The organism is Veillonella sp. AF36-20BH (genome assembly GCF_003602765.1).
Classification (GTDB): domain Bacteria; phylum Bacillota; class Negativicutes; order Veillonellales; family Veillonellaceae; genus Veillonella; species Veillonella hominis.
Window position 1 is genome coordinate 310,317 of record NZ_QTLR01000001.1, and the last position, 19,304, is coordinate 329,620.

At 37.2% G+C, this 19,304-nt stretch carries 15 protein-coding genes; all 15 read left to right on the top strand.

Translation table 11 applies throughout. From position 1 onward, the window contains the following. The first annotated feature begins 6 nt into the window (after nt 1-6). The 15 genes from mutS to DW000_RS01620 all read left to right on the top strand — a co-directional run bounded on the left by mutS (nt 7) and on the right by DW000_RS01620 (nt 19,292). On the top strand, nt 7-2,640 hold the full coding sequence (mutS, locus tag DW000_RS01550) for a DNA mismatch repair protein MutS (protein WP_120054754.1): 2,634 nt from the start codon (nt 7-9) through the stop codon (nt 2,638-2,640). Next, nucleotides 2,640-4,685 (top strand): DNA mismatch repair endonuclease MutL, encoded by a 2,046-nt coding sequence (gene mutL, locus DW000_RS01555; protein WP_120054755.1) that lies wholly within the window; start codon nt 2,640-2,642, stop codon nt 4,683-4,685. Before mutS ends, mutL begins: the two co-directional genes overlap by 1 nt. Before the next feature lies 1 nt (nt 4,686). Next, nucleotides 4,687-5,499, top strand: a complete 813-nt coding sequence (locus DW000_RS01560; protein ID WP_120054756.1) for a class I SAM-dependent methyltransferase — start codon at nt 4,687-4,689, stop codon at nt 5,497-5,499. Then, nucleotides 5,496-6,425: a tRNA (adenosine(37)-N6)-dimethylallyltransferase MiaA gene (gene miaA / locus DW000_RS01565; protein WP_120054757.1), complete on the top strand. Its 930-nt coding sequence runs from the start codon at nt 5,496-5,498 to the stop codon at nt 6,423-6,425. Before DW000_RS01560 ends, miaA begins: the two co-directional genes overlap by 4 nt. Then, a complete protein-coding gene (locus DW000_RS01570; protein ID WP_120054758.1) occupies nt 6,422-7,660 on the top strand; it encodes a methionine gamma-lyase family protein in 1,239 nt (412 codons plus the stop codon). Before miaA ends, DW000_RS01570 begins: the two co-directional genes overlap by 4 nt. A gap of 198 nt (nt 7,661-7,858) precedes the next feature. Next, the gene (mnmA, locus tag DW000_RS01575; RefSeq protein WP_120054759.1) at nt 7,859-8,920 is read left to right on the top strand and encodes a tRNA 2-thiouridine(34) synthase MnmA; all 1,062 of its coding nucleotides are present in this window, start codon (nt 7,859-7,861) and stop codon (nt 8,918-8,920) included. A gap of 38 nt (nt 8,921-8,958) precedes the next feature. Beyond that, the gene (lepA, locus tag DW000_RS01580) at nt 8,959-10,758 is read left to right on the top strand and encodes a translation elongation factor 4 (protein ID WP_119562946.1); all 1,800 of its coding nucleotides are present in this window, start codon (nt 8,959-8,961) and stop codon (nt 10,756-10,758) included. Between the two features lie 4 nt (nt 10,759-10,762). Next, on the top strand, nt 10,763-11,947 hold the full coding sequence (gene hemW / locus DW000_RS01585; protein WP_120054760.1) for a radical SAM family heme chaperone HemW: 1,185 nt from the start codon (nt 10,763-10,765) through the stop codon (nt 11,945-11,947). An 81-nt stretch (nt 11,948-12,028) separates the two neighbouring features. Beyond that, nucleotides 12,029-12,631 (top strand): nitrite and sulphite reductase 4Fe-4S region, encoded by a 603-nt coding sequence (locus tag DW000_RS01590; protein WP_024061690.1) that lies wholly within the window; start codon nt 12,029-12,031, stop codon nt 12,629-12,631. A 397-nt stretch (nt 12,632-13,028) separates the two neighbouring features. Continuing rightward, nucleotides 13,029-14,057, top strand: a complete 1,029-nt coding sequence (hrcA, locus tag DW000_RS01595) for a heat-inducible transcriptional repressor HrcA (protein WP_101928258.1) — start codon at nt 13,029-13,031, stop codon at nt 14,055-14,057. Next, a complete protein-coding gene (gene grpE / locus DW000_RS01600; protein ID WP_004696996.1) occupies nt 14,057-14,602 on the top strand; it encodes a nucleotide exchange factor GrpE in 546 nt (181 codons plus the stop codon). The genes hrcA and grpE overlap by 1 nt, the downstream gene beginning before the upstream one ends. 27 nt (nt 14,603-14,629) lie before the next feature. Further along, the gene (dnaK, locus tag DW000_RS01605; RefSeq protein ID WP_004697142.1) at nt 14,630-16,471 is read left to right on the top strand and encodes a molecular chaperone DnaK; all 1,842 of its coding nucleotides are present in this window, start codon (nt 14,630-14,632) and stop codon (nt 16,469-16,471) included. Nucleotides 16,472-16,487: 16 nt separating this feature from the next. Further along, nucleotides 16,488-17,645, top strand: a complete 1,158-nt coding sequence (gene dnaJ / locus DW000_RS01610; protein ID WP_004695739.1) for a molecular chaperone DnaJ — start codon at nt 16,488-16,490, stop codon at nt 17,643-17,645. A 55-nt stretch (nt 17,646-17,700) separates the two neighbouring features. After that, on the top strand, nt 17,701-18,564 hold the full coding sequence (locus DW000_RS01615) for a 50S ribosomal protein L11 methyltransferase (protein ID WP_008713878.1): 864 nt from the start codon (nt 17,701-17,703) through the stop codon (nt 18,562-18,564). Then, nucleotides 18,561-19,292 (top strand): RsmE family RNA methyltransferase, encoded by a 732-nt coding sequence (locus DW000_RS01620; protein WP_004695742.1) that lies wholly within the window; start codon nt 18,561-18,563, stop codon nt 19,290-19,292. The genes DW000_RS01615 and DW000_RS01620 overlap by 4 nt, the downstream gene beginning before the upstream one ends. The last annotated feature ends 12 nt before the right edge of the window (nt 19,293-19,304 follow it).

Here is a 19,304-nt window from a genome sequence, read left to right on the forward strand (position 1 = left end):
GTGAATATGAGTAAAAAGCAAACACCTATGATGGAGCAGTATTTAGATATTAAATCTAGATACTCTGAAGAATTATTGTTCTTTCGATTAGGTGATTTTTATGAATTATTTAATGAGGATGCTTTAGTCGCATCACGTGAACTTAATATTACCTTAACAGGTCGTCCTACAGGAGATGAGGAACGCACACCGATGTGTGGCGTTCCTTTTCATGCGGCTGAAAGCTACATAGAAACGCTTGTAAAAAAAGGATATAAAGTTGCTATCTGCGAACAACTAGAAGATCCTAAAGCAGTTAAAGGCATTGTTAAGCGGGATGTTATTAAAGTTGTTACTCCTGGTACAGTGATGACAGAAAATGGTAACGATGCACGGTCAAATAACTTTTTATCATTATTTTATATGGTAAAAGATACGTGGATTCTTGTGTTTTCTGATGTATCTACAGGGGAAGTTATTTGGCACCGCATCACTGATTGTGAAAAACGCAGTGATATGTACGATGCACTCAGCATGTATAGACCAAGTGAAATCATATTACCTGAAGGAACGATATTACCGCAAGATATTCGGGATTTTATTGAAAATCAATTTAGTAATGTCGTATTTTCTCCTTTTTCTACATACTATACACAACGTGAAGTAGCTGAAAAAGCTGTAACTCATTTCGGTGATTTAGGCCTTATGGAAGAGGATGTATGGGAAGCTTTAGGTTATATGCTTTTATATTTAGAGGATATAATTAAGTCTGAAATTTCTCATATCAACTATGTACATCAATTAAGTGTAGGTAATCGCCTTATTCTTGATACATCTTCTTTGCGTCACCTTGAAATTACACATAATTTACGCGATGGTGGACAAAAAGGTACTTTACTGGATGTACTAGATCATACGTTGACACCAATGGGGGCACGTCTTTTAAAACAATGGCTTGAAAGTCCATTAATTGATATAAATCAAATACAACGTCGTCAAGCAGCCGTTTCAGAACTTATTACACGCGGTGCTGAACGTTCTCATATTCGTAACTTTTTAGATTGTATTTACGATTTTGAACGCATTGTTGGTCGTGTTGAAACCGGATCTGTGTCTCCCAGAGATTTAACGGCTCTTCGTGAGTCATTAGCAGTTCTACCTGATATTAAGAATGTATTAGGTACATGTTCAAGTCTAGCTTTAACATCTATTAATGAGCGCATGCAAGATCATAAAGATATTTATGACTTATTATGTCGAGCTATTGCAGAGCAACCAGCGTTGACATTAAAAGACGGTCGTGTTATTAAAGATGGATTTAATGCTGATTTAGATGAGCTACGTTCTTTAGCGACTAATAGCGAGCAATGGCTTGCTAAGATGGAAGCGGATATTAAAGAAGCTACAGGACTTTCAAAAATTAAGACTGGTTATAATAAAGTGTTTGGCTACTATTTCGAGGTATCCCATAGTAAATCAGAACAAGTACCAGACTATTTCATACGAAAACAAACCTTGGCCAATGCTGAACGCTATATTACGCCTGAGTTAAAAGAATTTGAAATTAAAATTCTCAGCGCGAAAGATAAAATCATCGCGTTGGAACACGAACTATATCAACAATTACGCAATGACATTAAACTCGTTATAAAAGATGTGCAAGAAACGGCACGTGCTCTTGCAGACCTTGATGTATTGTGCTCTCTTGCTTTGGTTGCTTATGAAGAAAATTATATTTGTCCAACTATTGTAATGAATGGTCAAATCAATATTCGTGATGGTCGTCATCCTGTTATTGAAAAGTTCTTAAAACGTGAGGTATTCGTACCAAATGATATCGTTTTAAATCATGATGAAGAAGAATTTTTACTCATTACAGGCCCTAATATGGCAGGTAAATCTACTTACATGCGTCAAGCGGCTATCTTAATGATTATGGCACAGATTGGTTCCTTTATCCCTGCTCGTGAGGCATCTATCTCACCTGTGGATCGTATTTTTACACGTGTCGGTGCTAGCGACGATATTTCTACTGGTCAAAGCACGTTCATGGTAGAAATGAAAGAGGTAGCGTATATTTTAGAAAATGCTACTCATAATAGTTTAATTATTCTCGATGAAATTGGTCGGGGTACGAGTACCTTTGATGGTTTGAGTATCGCACAAGCCGTAGTGGAACATATTTGTAAGCACATTCATAGCAAGACTTTATTTGCAACGCACTACCATGAATTGATTTGCTTAGAAGAAAGCTATAGTAAATTAAAAAATTATACCGTTGCAGTTAAAGAAAAAGGGAAAGATGTTGCTTTCTTGCGTCGTATCATTAAAGGTGGTGCAGATCGCAGTTATGGTATCCATGTTGCTAGACTGGCGGGCCTACCTAACTCTGTATTAAAACGAGCTGAAGTGATTTTAGAATCCTTGGAAGATCAAAGTCATGATGTAAGTGACTTAAATAATCGAGTTATGGGTGCTCAACTTACTAATGTGGCAAAACCAGCGGTTAAGCAAGTTAGTGATTCTCCACTAGGCAATTTATTTACCCATTCCGTAGTAGATAGCTTACTGGAAGTCGATGTAATGAGCATGACTCCAATTGAAGCATTAAATAAATTATATGAACTACAAGAGGAGGCTCGTAAAGGAGGCGGGAAATAATGGCAACCATTCACGTATTGGATGAAACGACAATCAATAAGATAGCTGCCGGTGAAGTCGTTGAACGTCCCGCATCAGTTATTAAAGAGCTCATTGAAAACTCTATTGATGCGTCTGCCACTAATATTGAGATTGAAATTGGTGAAGGCGGTGTGGCCTATATGCGGATTACTGATAATGGTATCGGTATGACGGAGGAAGATGCTCGCTTGGCGATTCTACGTCATGCAACCTCTAAAATTCAACAAGTAGAGGACCTCTTTGATATTGCGTCCCTAGGCTTCCGTGGGGAGGCCTTGGCTAGTATTGCCTCTGTATCTCATTTCTCTTTGACTACTCGTAAAGCAGACTCTGATTTGGGGACTCGTATTACTGTTGATGGCGGCACTTTTACCGATTGCATTCCTTATGGTGCGGCACCTGGTACAACTATCGAAATTAAAGATTTATTTTATAATACGCCGGCTCGTCGTAAATTCTTGAAAACGGAGCGTACAGAAGCCTCTAAAATTCAAGATATTGTAGGGAAATTAGCTCTAAGTAATCCACATATTTCTTTTAAGCTTATCATCGATGATCGGGTAGCTATTATTACACCAGGAAATGGCGATATTAGTGATACTGTAGCTGCGCTATATGGATATAAAACCAAAGATGATATTTTTACTGTTGCCTATGAAAGTGATTCTATCTATATCGATGGCGTAGTGAGTAAGCCCACACTTCTTAAAAGTACAAGGATATGGCAGACTATTATCGTCAATAATCGCGTGATTTCTGATAAAACCATAATGAAGGCTATCGATAATGCATACCATGCACTATTGCCGAAAAATGGTCATCCTTTGGTGGTACTAAATATTACTGTGCCTGCGAGAATGGTTGATATAAACGTACATCCTCGCAAGAGTGAAGTTAAATTCTCAGATGATAAGATTATATTTAAAGCGGTTTATCACGGTATCTTAAATGCTTTAAATAATCCACTCCATGAGAGATACGAACGAGAGTCATCATCTTATATGACTGGTACAGTTGCTAATATATCCGATAAATATGGTAATGATATTGCTAGTAATAGTAATAGGGATATAAAGAATTTTAGCTCTGATAGTACATCCTTAGCTGGTAATACTACTTATGATTCTTATCAAGCGCCTACTGTTGTACACGATTCAATGCAATCTGCTGAACATATAGCAACAGCTATAGATTATGATAAAGTTTTTGGTGGACGCCGTACAAAAGGCTATGAAGTCATGCGCGGTGAAACTTCGCAGTTTGTGGAAAACCTTAAAACAAAGGGGTATACACCACCTGCACCTAAGGCTACTTATGAACAATCCTCTTTTGTAGATAAAAGTTTTGAAGCTGTTCCTACTGCTTACACTAGTTATACTTCGGAAGATGTAGAGAAGTTTAAATCCTTGTCTCACGATATTCGTAACGAAGAGATAGAAGATCGTACAATTCAAAACTCGGGTTTTTTACCAATGGGTCAAGTTGCATCTTGTTATATATTAGCTAAAAAAGGTGATGATCTATATATCATAGATCAACATGCTGCACATGAGCGTGTGCGTTATGATAAGTTGTGTAAGTCTTCTGAATCGATTCCTATGCAATCTATTTTGGTTCCTCAGTATAGTGAGGCCACAGATGATGAAATGAATTTAGTAGAGGAAGAACGAGAAACATTACTTGATCTTGGATTTGATGTAGAGTTAGGTGGTCCTGCTAAGATAAAATTAGTAGGGGCTCCAGTAGATTTAGTAGAGTCAAAAGCATTTGAAATTTTGCAATATATATTCTCTTACTTACATGATCATCAACAGCCTACTAAGGCTCAATTACGACATGAAATGTTAGCTTATGCATCTTGTAGAGGGGCTATCAAGGCAGGTCATAATTTAAATATGTATCAAATGACTACTTTAATTGAGGACTTATTTAGTACCGAAAAACCATATGTATGTCCTCATGGTCGTCCTACGATCATCAAATTTACACCTGATGAATTAGGTAAATTATTCTTACGGTCCTAATATGAATATATTAACTACAGCTCAAAAATCTAATGAGGCCATTCAAGAGGAAGCCAAAGCTTTGGCTTCCTCTATGCATATGGCCTATATAAAAAGAGGAAAATTATCTATACCAGCATTATTTAATGCTCATCCATGTGATTTTATTGCTGTTCTTTCTGGTAATGGCTTAACTATTCATTTTCCTGATAATCAGCTACATAGCTTTCATTTATCCATGGCTCAATTACGTATACTACGTTTGCAACGTGGAGAAGGAGATCATTTAATTAATGCTGTTCAGACAATACTAAATACTAATGAAATAACTGATAAAGAAGAATTTTCGTTTCTTGATTGTACAATTGGTCTTGGTAGTGACAGTATCGTTGTGAGCTATGCTTTTCCTCAGGCTAAAATAAAAGGTCTAGAAGGTTCTTTACCTATATGGCTTGCCACATCTTATGGTTTAGCTCATTATTCGCATAATGTGAAAAGTGTGACGGACGCATTACGTCGTATTGAGGTAAGTTATGATATCTTTGAAAACTATGTACCAAATCTACCAGATGAAAGTATAGATATTATTTATTTTGATCCCATGTTTGAGGTCCCTGTAGAGGATAGTCCTCAATTTAAACCACTTCGTGGACATACTGTGGAAAGTCATATTGATGATAAAATTATGGAGGAAGCTATGCGTGTTGCCTCTTATGGTGTTATCATTAAAGAACGACCATTTAGTTCTGTCTTTCAGAAATATCCACCTCACCAATGGGTAGGAGGAAAATATAGCCGCATAGGCTATGGTGTATATATGAAGGAGTTATTGTGAATCCCTTAATTACCATCGTTGGACCTACTGCGGTAGGCAAAACAGATCTTACCTTGGACTTAGCAGAACAGCTACATGCTGAGGTTATTTCTGGTGATGCTTACCAGGTTTATAAACAATTCAATATTGGTACCGCTAAACCATCGGTGGATGAACTTAATCGGGTGAAACATCATCTCATCGATATACTGGAACCAAATGATTCATATTCGGTATCTATTTTTCAAGATCAAGCTAAAGAAATAATTGCAAGATTAAAAGATAGAAATATCCTTCCTATTCTGTCTGGTGGTACAGGACTGTATGTCCAATCATTATTGGAGAACTACAACTTTAATGATGTTAAACCTGACGAATATTTGCGAGCAGAACTCGATGAGCTCTATAGTACAAAAGGTATTGAAGGCTTACGAGAATATGCTTTCACATTAGGTAAAGAGCATAATATAGAGATACAATATAGCGACAAACATCGTTTGTATCGAGCTATTGAGATATTGCATCATGGTGATGTAGATTCGTTGCGAAATCAGACAAAAGATGGTGTATCCTATAAAGGTCCTGTTATCGGTCTTATGAGAGATCGTGATAAATTATATGAACGCATCAATTTACGGGTTGATATGATGTTTGATGCAGGTTTGATTGAAGAGGTGAAACAACTCATAAAATCTGGAGTGAATCCAGATTGCCAAGCTTTTAAAGGTATTGGCTATAAAGAGGTTGTAGACTATATAAATGACAATATAACATTAGATGAGTGTCGTGACTTAATTAAGAAGAATACACGTCACTTTGCTAAGCGCCAAATTACATGGTATAAACGTATGCCATATATAGAATGGATACATATTGATAGCAATACATCTAAAGATTTTATATTTAATAAAGCTATGGATTTAATCCGTAGAGAAGGATTAGCATGACATTAGAAGAAATACGCAGTAAAGCCCTAGAAATGGCTGAACCAGAATTTAAGAAATTTGAACCTATTGCATTGGCCAATACAAAAAAAGTATTAGAAGCCTTTAAGGAATGCCAAGTATCTGATTATCATTTCACTGGTACTACTGGTTATGGATATAACGACGTAGGGCGTGAAAAATTAGATGAAGTATTTGCCTATGTATTTAAAGGTGAAAAGGCTATCGTTCGTCCTCATTTTGTTTCTGGTACACATGCGTTAGCTACTACATTAATTTCTTTGATGGGAAATGGCTCTAAAGGGACAGAGTTTATCTATGCCGTAGGGGCTCCTTATGATACGATGCAATCCGTTATCGGTGCCGCTCGTGAAGTACGTGGTTCTTTAGTAGAAAAAGGTTTTACCTATACTGAGGTACCATTGAAAGATAATACCTATGATGTTGAAGCTATTGCTAACGCTGTTAACGATAATACGCGGGTAGTAGTGATTCAACGGTCTCGAGGCTATAGCACACGTGAACCTTTATCTATTGCAGATATTAAGGTTATTGTAGATGCTATAAAAACTAAAAATTCTAAAACGATTTGTTTCGTAGATAATTGTTACGGTGAATTTACAGAGCTGCAAGAACCATTAGAAGCTGGTGCTGATATTATGGCTGGCTCTCTCATTAAAAATGCAGGTGGCGGTTTAGCACCAACTGGTGGTTATATTGTTGGTAGAGAAAACCTTGTAGAGGATGCAGCGTATCAATTGACAGCTCCTGGACTTGGCGATCATATGGGTTCATATGCTCCTGGTTATCGCTTGTTCTTCCAAGGTTTATTTATGGCACCTCACGTAGTATTACAAGCTCTTAAAGGTGCTGTATATACGGCTGCTGTAGGTGAGTTACTAGGTTATGATGTATTCCCTAAGGTAAATGCTGATCGCTATGATTTGATTCAAGCCATTAATCTGAAAAATGGGGAAGAAATGGAGCATTTCTGTGTAGGTATGCAAGCCTATTCTCCTGTAGATGCTCACGTACATCCTATTCCTGGGGATATGCCTGGGTACGAAGATAAAATCATCATGGCTGGTGGTACCTTTGTACAAGGTTCCTCTATTGAACTCAGTGCCGATGGTCCTATACGTCCACCATATACAATTTTCATGCAGGGTGGCCTAGTGTTTGAACATTCCATGCTTGGTATTTTAGGAGCTGCTGAAGAACTATTAAAACATAGATAATGTTTAGAATCTCTTTCTTTTGTGAAAGGGATTCTTTTTATTTCAAATCTTTTCAATATACCTATTTCTAGGCTATAATATAAGTTGCTATAATTTTATAGCAATACTACTCGGACTTTTACACCGAACTAGTGTTTTACACGTCAGGCTTTCACCCTGATTAGTTTTATGATCAAGAGATCATTAAAAGGAGAAAGTATGGAAAAAGTTATCGCTGTAGCTATGAGTGGCGGCGTAGACAGTTCTTTAACTGCTGCAATGCTATTAAAACAAGGCTATAAAGTATTTGGTATTACCCTATGGTTATGGGTGAGTGGTACGCCCTATGATGAGGTGCCTCTTGCCGTAACTGATGCTAAGAAGATGTGTGATTTTCTTGGTATCGAGCATCATGTTATCGATGCTCGTGATGTATTCTACGAAAACGTAGTAGATTACTTTGTAAAAGAATATGCCTATGGTCGTACGCCAAATCCTTGTGTATTTTGTAACAAGAACATCAAGTTTGACTTGATGCTCAATCGTGCTCTTGAATTAGGTGCCACACATATGGTAACTGGTCATTATGCACAAGTAAATTATAATGAAGAAACAGGTCTATATGAGTTACATAAAGGTGTTGATCCTACAAAAGACCAAAGTTATGTTATGTACAATATGAACCAACGTATTTTGAGTCATCTTATGTTTCCATTAGGTGGTCAATGTAAGACTGAAACACGTAAATTAGCTGCTGAATATGATTTGCCAGTCGCTAAAAAACCAGATAGCGTAGATATTTGTTTCTTGCCTCATGGGAATTATCAAAAGCTAGTGGTAGAAGAAATGAATGGTAAGCCAGAGTCTGGTAATATCGTTACCGAAGATGGTGAGGTATTAGGTAAGCACAACGGCTTATTTAATTATACGATTGGTCAACGTAAAGGCCTTGGTATTGCTTATAAACACCCTTTATATGTTATTGGATTTAATGGGAATCGTAATGAGGTCATCGTGGGTCCTAATGAACGTCTCTTTACAAATCGTATGATTTGTAAGTTCTATAACTTCTTAGATGATACAATTCATAAGGAATTGAAGGCAGAAGGAAAAATTCGCTATGCAGCTAACCCTTCTCCTTGCACAGCACGTATTTTAGATGACGATACAATGGAGGTTATTTTTGAAGAACCACAACGGGCTATTACCCCAGGTCAGTCTGTAGCCTTTTATAATGGCACTCAATTATTGGGAGGTGCTGTTATCGATCGCGTATGTTAGAAAGGAGAATGCAAGTTCTTTGAACTTGTTTACATAGTATGTCAACGAAAAAGATTCGAAACTTCTGTATTATAGCTCATATCGACCATGGTAAATCAACCATCGCTGATAGATTAATTGAATATACTGGTACATTACAAAAACGTGAAATGGAGGCTCAAGTTTTGGACTCCATGGACCTTGAACGTGAACGCGGCATTACTATTAAAGCGCAATCTGTTCGTATTTTGTATAAAGCGCAAGACGGTGAAGAATATATTTTGAATCTCATCGATACTCCGGGCCACGTCGATTTCAGCTATGAAGTATCTCGTTCTCTTGCAGCTTGTGAAGGGGCATTACTCGTAGTCGATGCTGCACAAGGTGTGGAAGCGCAAACGTTGGCAAATGTGTATCTCGCTTTAGAACATGATCTTGAAATCATTCCTGTTATTAACAAGATTGATTTGCCGTCAGCAGATCCTGATCGCGTTAAACAAGAAATTGAAGATATTATTGGTTTAGACGCATCTGATGCTGTATTATGCTCTGCCAAATCAGGTATCGGTATTCCTGATATTTTAGAAGCTATTGTAAATAAAGTTCCTGCACCACCAGATAAATCTGATGAGCCAACAAGAGCCTTGATTTTTGATAGCCGTTTTGATGCGTATAAAGGTGCTATTGCTTATGTCCGCGTAAAAGAAGGGTCTATAAAAGCAAAAGATACAATTCGCATGATGCATGATAAAAAGGACTTTGATGTTACAGAACTCGGTATTTTTACTCCCAATCTTGTACCTGTGCAAGAATTACCATGTGGCTCAGTAGGTTGTATTGCAGCTAGCATCAAAAATGTAAAAGATTGCCATGTAGGCGATACTGTAACATTAGCTAATAATCCTGCATCAGAACCATTGCCTGGTTATCGTAAGGCTGTATCTATGGTGTACTGTGGCCTTTATCCAACAGAATCTAAAGATTATGAAAACCTTCGGGATGCATTAGAAAAGTTACAGCTTAATGATGCTGCCTTAGAATATGAAGCAGAAACATCATTGGCATTGGGTTTTGGTTTCCGTTGTGGGTTTCTCGGTCTTTTGCATATGGACGTAATTCAAGAACGTTTAGAACGTGAATATAACTTGACGCTTATTACGACGGCTCCATCTGTAAATTACAAAGTGTACAAAACAAATGGGGAAATGCTCGAAGTCGATAATCCTGCTAAATTACCACCTCCAACGGAAATTGACTATATCGAAGAGCCTTATGTAAAGGCTACAACAATTGTACCTAAAGATTTTGTTGGTACTATCATGGAATTATCTCAAGATAAACGCGGTGAATATCAATCTATGGAATATTTGGATGAAACACGCGTATCTGTCGTTTATCACTTGCCATTGAGTGAAATCATTTATGATTACTTTGATAAATTAAAATCCGCTACAAAGGGATATGCATCTCTTGACTACGAATTGATTGGATATAAACAATCTCCAATGGTTAAGATGGATATTCTCTTAAATGGAGATCCTGTAGATGCATTATCCATTATTGTACACAAAGACCGTGCAGCTACACGTGGTCGTGCATTAGCTGAGAAATTGAAAGAATTGATTCCTCGTCAAATGTTTGAAATTCCTATTCAAGCGGCGGTAGGTACAAAAATTGTGGCTCGTGAAACTGTAAAAGCTTGGCGTAAGGATGTTTTGGCAAAATGTTACGGTGGTGATATTTCTCGTAAGCGTAAATTACTTGAAAAACAAAAAGCCGGTAAGAAACGCATGAAGTCCGTCGGTTCCGTAGAGATCCCGCAAGAAGCATTCATGGCGATTCTCAAGGTTGAGGACTAATAAAATGAAAACAGATTCTGATATTCTGAATCTGTCTACGCTGAGGGATATGGGGCTGTATGTCCATATCCCTTTTTGTAAACAGAAATGTATGTATTGTGATTTTCCTGCTTATCAAAATTTACAAGATTATTACGAAACCTATGTATATGCTTTAGTTCAAGAAATCGATTTATGGGTCTCTGAACATCCAGAGTCAACATCTAAAGCTATTGATACAATTTATTTTGGTGGAGGTACGCCTACAGAATTATCGATTCAACATCTACAGATGATTCTTGATAAAATCAAAAACACTTTTACAATTACTGACGATTGTCATATGACTATTGAATCGAATCCTGGGGAAGTAAATTTACATTATTTAACGAAATTAGTTAAATTTGGTTTTAATCGTATTAGCTTTGGTGTTCAAACATTTGACGATAAGGCACTTACCATGCTTCATCGCAGTCACAACGGGGAACAGGCAAAACAAGCCGTTTATGATGCTAAAGAGGCGGGCTTTGCTGATATTAATATTGATTTGATTTATGGATTACCAAGACAATCCTTAGACGATATTAAACGTAATTTAGCAGTCGTAGAAGAGTTGCCTATTAATCATATTTCTACTTATGGATTACAAGTAGAAGTGGGGACCTATTTATATCATTTAGTTCAGAAAAATCTTATTTTCATTCCTAGTGAAAGTATAGATGAATCAATGTATGATACAATGATGGCTGGTTTAAAAGAATTGGGTTTTGAACGATATGAGATTTCAAATTTCGCCAAGGTTAATTCCTATAGTCGTCATAATTTAAAATATTGGCACTATATAGATTATTTAGGCTTTGGTGCTGGTGCTCATTCCTTCTATGACGGAGTACGCCGTAGTAATAATCGTAATGTAATGCCCTATATACAATCTGTTGACAGATATATTATGCCTACTATTGATACGGAGACGATTACTTTAGAGCGAGCTCAAGAGGATTTTTCCTTTTTAGCCCTTCGCACTAAATGGGGCCTTGATGAGCAAAAATTCGAAGATAAATTTGGCGTATCTGTCCATGATTTATTTGGTACTGCTTTAGATGATTTAGTTAGTAAAGGTCTATTAGAGTATCAAAATGGAAGTTATCATTTAACCGCTGAAGGTGCCAAGCATGGGAACTATGTATTTAGTCAATTTATTCGTGAGTAATTTCTCACAGTTTCTCAAAATCTAATATGTTAGTATAAATAGGATGATGGTGAATAAGCATGCTAGATTTGAGGAGGAGCGATGAAGACATCTGTAATATTACACGGTTTACATAATGAATTTACTTTAGATCAAATGAAAGCATGCATAGAACTTGCTGAAAAATATGGTGGATCCTTCCGTCATGTTGTAACAGGTATACAAATTACAGGTATTGAAAAAGATGATAAAGAGCAGTTTATTTCTGAATTGCCTGATGGCGTGACCACTGTTATTCATAGAGGTGTTAATTCCTTAATTGCTTGTGTAGGTAAAGGCCATTGTAAAAATGGACAAATGGAAACTAAAGAATTGGCTGATTATGTAGAGAGAAAACATTACGGCCGAAAAACCTCTCACAAGTGCAAAATCGGCATCAGTGGATGTGGACGTAACTGCCCAGATGCAATGGTAAAGGATATTGCCTTTATCGGTACATCTCAAGGTTTTATGTTGGCTGTTGGTGGTAATACAGGCATGAGACCTGAAGCAGGAAAAATTTTAGCAAGAAAACTAACTATTGAGCAATCTAAAAAAGCTGTAGATATTTTGATTGATTGGTATGCTAAATATGGTGAACCTCGTGAACGTATGGGGAAACTGTTAGAGCGTCTTGGCAATCCATTAGAAGGGGTAGAACTATAAATCAATTAGTACATTTTAGTTCTAATTGATTTATAGTTTATAGTCCGTAAATTCTTGGGCCAAAAAAGTATTTTAACTAAGAGTTTATTGACAACTAAATTATTATATATAAACACTTATACTATTTCAGGTTTTAATAATAGAAATTTTATTAGAACTACATATTCTAATCTTTAAATTTTGGGATATGTCATAAATGTAGATAGTATAAGTGTTTTCTTATTGTTGCACTTTGATTTTTTGACTAATTAATCAAAAATATTGATTTGTCTTTTTGACTAAATTGATATTATTTGACTTTTTTGGCATTTTTTAGCTTGACAATTTTTTTTAATATGGTAATATTATACATGCGATTAGCACTCAAAGTTAATGAGTGCTAACAAGAGGTGTCATTATGGATGAAAGAAAACAGCGCATCTTGCGAGTCATAATTGAAGACTATGTTAAGTCCGCAGAACCTGTAGGATCTCGAACGATTGCTAAAAATTATGATCTTGGCATCAGTCCTGCTACGGTGCGGAACGAAATGTCCGATTTAGAGGAATTAGGCTATTTAGAGCAACCTCATACATCGGCTGGACGTATTCCTTCAGCTAAGGGCTATCGCTTATATGTTGATTCTATGCTGAGTCGACAACCTGTTCCATTACAGGATGCTGAAAAAATTGAAATGTTATGGAAGCGTTCCAATGGATCAACGAGTGAACTCTTTCTAAATATGGCTAAACTACTTTCACAGGTAAGTCATAGCATGAGTTTATTCTTAGCACCAGCCCATGATAGAGCATTAATCAAATACATTCATGTATTACCGCTAGATAGTCATCAAGCCATTATGGTAGTTATTACTGAAACAGGAGCACTCGATAATGAGTTGATGTACTTTGGTGAAAGTGTTTCACCAGAGCTTTTACAAAGTCTAGCCATACAATTTAGCAATGCACTACAGAATGTAAGTATTGGTCATGTAACGGCTGAGGCTTTAGGATCTATATTGGTCCATATGGAAGGACCGCAGGGAATTTTATTAATCCTTTCGGAGACATTATTACGAGCTATTAATAAACGTAAGTTGTTCTATTCGGTAGGTACCACAGAGTTGTTAAATCAACCAGAGTTTAAGTCTGTTGAGAAGGTACAACCCTTGCTTTCCTTAGTGGAAGAACAAAATCAATTAGGACAGTTATTAAAAGATGATTCTCCAACACCTGTTAAGGTCAAGATTGGTATTGAGAATGAAACTGAAGCGCTACATTCAATGAGTGTGGTACAAGCTGATTTTACGAATCAAGATCAGCCTATCGGAACTCTTGCTATTCTTGGTCCAACGCGGATGGAATACGGACGTATCATCGGCATGTTGTCCCATATGAAACATATAATGGAAACTATGGTAAAAGAACAAAACAGAAAGGGCAAATAATGGCTGAAGAACAAGACATTAAACAAGAAACAGTGGAGGAAACAGAGGATACTACGAATGTAGAGGAACCAACTGTTGAAAAAACTGAAGAAGCTGTGGCTGATGCTGCTCAAGTGTTAGAAGAACTTAAAGCCGACTTTGATAATCGATATAAACGGTTACAAGCGGACTTTGAAAACTTCAAACGTCGTACTAACCAAGAAAAAGAGCAACTTGCTGGATATGTAAAAGGGGATGTATTAACGGACCTTCTTCCTGTATTGGATAACTTTGAACGGGCCGTTCAAAGTCCTGCAGAAGGGGAAGCAAAAGTATTCCTCGATGGATTCATTATGATTCATCAAAATTTGATGGCTATGTTATCTAAACATGGTTTAGCTGTTATTGAAGCTGTGGGTCAACCATTTGATCCAAATTTCCATCAAGCGATTATGCGTGTACCGTCAGATGAATATGAATCCGATACGGTGTGTGAAGTTTTGCAAACTGGCTATACTGTTGATGGTCGTTGTATACGTCCAGCAATGGTAAAAGTTGTTGAATAGATTATAAAGTTTTAGGAGGTATATATTATGGCAAAGGTAATTGGTATTGATTTAGGGACAACAAACTCTTGTGTTGCTGTTATGGAAGGCGGCGAACCTACGGTTATTACAAATCAAGAAGGTGCACGTACAACTCCTTCCGTTGTTGGGTTTGCAAAAAATGGAGAACGTTTAGTTGGTCAATTGGCTAAACGTCAAGCTGTATCTAACCCAGAAAATACAATCATTTCTATTAAACGTCACATGGGTACAGACTACAAAGTAACTGTAGAAGGTAAATCTTATACTCCTCAAGAAATTTCTGCAATGATTCTTCAAAAAATCAAAGCTGATGCAGAAGCTTACTTGGGCGAACCTGTAAAACAAGCTGTTATTACAGTTCCTGCATACTTTACAGATGCTCAACGTCAAGCTACAAAAGACGCAGGTGCCATTGCAGGTCTTGAAGTACTTCGTATCATCAACGAACCTACAGCAGCTGCTCTTGCATATGGTGTAGATAAAGATGAAGATGGTAAAGTTCTTGTATTTGACCTTGGTGGTGGTACATTCGACGTATCTATCCTTGAACTTGGTGACGGTGTATTTGAAGTATTAGCAACATCTGGTAATAACCACCTTGGTGGGGATGACTTCGACCAACGCATTATGAACTACCTTATTGAAGAGTTCAAAAAAGAAACTGGTATCGATTTATCCAATGATAAATTAGCTGATCAACGTTTAAAAGAAGCTGCTGAAAAAGCAAAAATTGAATTGTCTGGCGTAGCTAGCACAAATATCAACTTGCCATTTATCACAGCTGATGCTACTGGTCCTAAACATTTGGATGTAACATTGACTCGTGCTAAATTTGAAGAATTAACTGCTGATTTGGTACAAGCTACTATAGAACCTACTCGTAAAGCTATGAGTGATGCTGGCTTATCTGCATCCGATATCGATAAAGTATTGTTAGTTGGTGGTTCTAGCCGTATTCCAGCTGTACAAGAAGCAATCAAAAAAGTATTGGGTAAAGAACCAACTAAAAATGTTAACCCTGATGAATGTGTAGCTATTGGTGCTGCTATTCAAGGTGGCGTATTAGTAGGTGAAGTTAAAGACGTATTGTTACTTGACGTAACGCCATTGTCCCTTGGTATCGAAACAATGGGTGGCGTATTCACACGTATTATCGATCGTAACACTACAATCCCTACATCTAAATCTCAAGTATTCTCCACTGCCGCAGATAACCAACCATCTGTAGATATCCATGTATTGCAAGGTGAACGTGAGTTCGCAGCAGATAATAAAACATTGGGTCGTTTCAACTTGGATGGTATCCCAGCTGCTCCTCGTGGGGTTCCTCAAATCGAAGTAACATTTGACATCGATGCTAATGGTATCGTACATGTAAAAGCTAAAGATTTAGGTACTCAAAAGGAACAAAAGATTACCATTACTTCTTCTAGCGGCTTGAAAGAAGAAGAAATTGACCGCATGGTTAAAGAAGCTGAAGCTCATGCAGCGGAAGATAAAGCTAGAAAAGAAGAATTAGATGTTAAAAACAATGCTGATTCCTTAGTATATCAAGCTGAGAAAGCATTGAAAGACCTTGAAGGTAAAGGCGATGCTGCTTTGATGAAAGAAGTAGAAGAAGCGAAAGATAAATTGAAAAAATCTATCGAAGCTGGCAATATCGAAGACATCAAAAAAGATAGTGAAGCTTTGGAACAACCATTACATAAATTAGCAGAACAAATGTATGCAGCAGCTCAACAAGCTCAACAAGCAGCTGGTGGTGCTGAACAAGGTCAACAACAAACAAAATCTGATGACAATGTAGTTGATGCTGATTACACAGTAGTGGATGATGACAAGAAATAAGAAGGGTTGGTAACGAATGGCACGAGATTATTATGACATCCTAGGGGTTAGTAAAAATGCCTCTCAAGATGAAATCAAAAAAGCCTTCCGTAAAAAGGCACGCCAATACCACCCAGATGTAAATAAAGATAATCCAAAGGAAGCGGAAGCAAAGTTTAAAGAAGCTAACGAAGCTTATGAAGTCTTGTCTGATGAAACTAAAAAAGCTCAATATGACCAATTCGGCCACGACGCCTTCAAACAAGGAGGCGGCGCTGGTGCCGGTGGTTTCCAAGGCGGCTTTGGCGGTTTCGGTGGTCAAGCTGGAGGCTTTGGTGATATCTTTGGCGACATTTTTGGTGGCATGTTTGGTGGTGGACGCCAACAACAAGGCCCTCAAAAAGGTAATGACTTGCGTGAAGATATCGATATTTCCTTTGAAGATGCAGCCTTTGGTAAATCTATGGAAATTGAAGTGCATCGTCATGAAGAATGTGATCACTGTCATGGTACTGGTGGTGAACCAGGCTCTCGTGTCGATACTTGTCCAAACTGTCATGGTTCTGGTCAAGAAGCGGTTATTCAAAATACTCCATTTGGACGTATGCAGTCCGTTCGCACTTGTTCCCGCTGTCATGGTACGGGTAAAAGCATTGAAAAACCTTGCTCTAAATGCCGTGGTACTGGCGAAATGTTGGCTAAACGGAAGATTTCCATTAAAATTCCAGCTGGTGTAGATAGCGGATCTCGTTTACGTGTAGCCAATGAAGGGGAACCTGGTATTTTAGGCGGTCCTAAAGGGGATCTCTATGTATATATCTTTGTTCGTCCTCACAAGGAATTTGAACGAAATGGTAATGACGTTATTAGCCGTGTAAATATTAGCTTTGCTCAAGCTGCTCTTGGTGCGACTATACAAGTTAACACTTTAGATGGTAAAGTAGAGTTAAAGATTCCGGAAGGTACTCAAACGGGAACGGCATTCCGCGTAAAGGGCAAAGGTATACCATATTTGCGTAACCCTAACCAAAGGGGTGACCAACACATTGTGGTAACCGTCCAAACGCCTAAGAAGTTGACAGACACTCAACGTGAGCTATTGTTACGCTTTGCAAATGAAAGTAATGAAGATGTAAATAACTTACAAGTGAGCAAAAGTCTCTTTGAAAAAATCAAGGACTGTTTGACTAAATGAACAGCTCATGTGAAGGAATGGTTTGTTCCATCACATTCCCTATAAAGGAGCATATATGCAATGGATAGAAGTATCCATTGTCTGTGAAAGAGTAGCCACCGATGAGGTGACTACTCTTTTTGACGATTATGCAGACAATGGAATTATAGAAGAAGATGTTGAAAATCAGCCTAATTTAATAAAATTAACTATGTATGCTGATATATCACTCGATATGAATATGATTAAGGCGGATTTAGTAAAACGGCTTACTGAGGCCAATATCAAGGTTATATCAATAGATACAGATATTCTTGATGAGTCAACTTGGTTAAACTCTTGGCAACAGTATATTGAACCTACAGAAATTTTACCTAACTTAATCATTAAACCAGCATGGCAGGAATACAATAATGTAGATAATAAAATTATTATTGAAATTGATTCAGATATTTCCTTTGGTACCGGGTCTCATGAGACGACACGGACTTGTGCAGAGCTATTAAAATCCTATAGTAAATCTATGGATCTTGATACAGTTACTTGTTTGGATATTGGTACTGGCACAGGTATTCTTTTATTAGTAGCAGCCCATTTAGGTATTAAAAATTTAGTTGGTATAGATATAGAAGAGTATGCTGCAAATCAAGCTAGAATTAACTGTGAGAATAATCATGTATCTGCTGAAATCATTTGTGGTAATTTGGATAGTGATTTCAATGGTACTGCCCAATTAATTTTAGCTAATCTAACAGTGGATCCCCTTAAAATACTATTACCTCAAATTGGTAAGAAACTGGATGATAGGGGCATTTTGATTATTAGTGGCATTATTGATGATCGTTATGATGAAATCATGCCATATATTGAGGCTCATTGGCATATTATTGAGGAGCGCGTTGCAGGGCCTTGGCATACGTTTGCGCTAGAAAAACGATGAAAAAGATTTTTATTCCTACACCATTAGATGAAATAATAGAATTACCAAAAGATGTAACCCATCATGTACTACATGTATTTCGCCATAATATGGAGAAGCCTATAACTGTAACCGGCAGCGACAATCGTTGTGGTACATATCAAATTACAGCAGAAGTAGATGGTAAAGCTCAAGCAAAACTGATTGAATATGTAGAAGGAAATCTAGCATCGTATCGTACTATTCTAGTTCAATCATTATTAAAAGGTGAAAAGCTAGAATGGGTGTTACAAAAGGCGACGGAGTTAAATGTGGATACAATTTATCTTGTGCCCACAGCTAACTGCGTAGCTAAATATGATGAAAAAAAGCTTCAATCAAAAGTAAATCGTTGGGAAAAAATAATGCTAGAAGCAGCTCAACAATGTGGACGAAATCACTTGCCTACACTAGTAGTAGGAGAGACGCTTTTACAAGCATTAGACATTGAATCTGAGGCGTTGAAATTGGTAGCCTATGAAAATGAAGCAGGTCAGACTATCAAAGATGTACTTAAAACTTTACATTCCGATAAGTCTGTAACTGATGTTTTAATTTGTATAGGTCCTGAAGGGGGCTATCAAGAGAAGGAAATCAATGCTATTATAAAATATGGTGGAAAATCAGTATCGCTGGGAAATACAATTTTACGGGCTGAAACTGCTGCTATTGGATCGTTAGCGATGATTCGATATGAATTAGAATTATAAATTAAATAAGAA

Coding starts and splice junctions, on each gene's coding strand:
- mutS (WP_120054754.1), top strand. CDS start 7: ATGAGTAAAAAGCAAACACCTATGATGGAGCAGTATTTAGATATTAAA.
- mutL (WP_120054755.1), top strand. CDS start 2,640: ATGGCAACCATTCACGTATTGGATGAAACGACAATCAATAAGATAGCT.
- DW000_RS01560 (WP_120054756.1), top strand. CDS start 4,687: ATGAATATATTAACTACAGCTCAAAAATCTAATGAGGCCATTCAAGAG.
- DW000_RS01570 (WP_120054758.1), top strand. CDS start 6,422: ATGACATTAGAAGAAATACGCAGTAAAGCCCTAGAAATGGCTGAACCA.
- mnmA (WP_120054759.1), top strand. CDS start 7,859: ATGGAAAAAGTTATCGCTGTAGCTATGAGTGGCGGCGTAGACAGTTCT.
- lepA (WP_119562946.1), top strand. CDS start 8,959: ATGTCAACGAAAAAGATTCGAAACTTCTGTATTATAGCTCATATCGAC.
- hemW (WP_120054760.1), top strand. CDS start 10,763: ATGAAAACAGATTCTGATATTCTGAATCTGTCTACGCTGAGGGATATG.
- DW000_RS01590 (WP_024061690.1), top strand. CDS start 12,029: ATGAAGACATCTGTAATATTACACGGTTTACATAATGAATTTACTTTA.
- hrcA (WP_101928258.1), top strand. CDS start 13,029: ATGGATGAAAGAAAACAGCGCATCTTGCGAGTCATAATTGAAGACTAT.
- grpE (WP_004696996.1), top strand. CDS start 14,057: ATGGCTGAAGAACAAGACATTAAACAAGAAACAGTGGAGGAAACAGAG.
- dnaK (WP_004697142.1), top strand. CDS start 14,630: ATGGCAAAGGTAATTGGTATTGATTTAGGGACAACAAACTCTTGTGTT.
- dnaJ (WP_004695739.1), top strand. CDS start 16,488: ATGGCACGAGATTATTATGACATCCTAGGGGTTAGTAAAAATGCCTCT.
- DW000_RS01615 (WP_008713878.1), top strand. CDS start 17,701: ATGCAATGGATAGAAGTATCCATTGTCTGTGAAAGAGTAGCCACCGAT.
- DW000_RS01620 (WP_004695742.1), top strand. CDS start 18,561: ATGAAAAAGATTTTTATTCCTACACCATTAGATGAAATAATAGAATTA.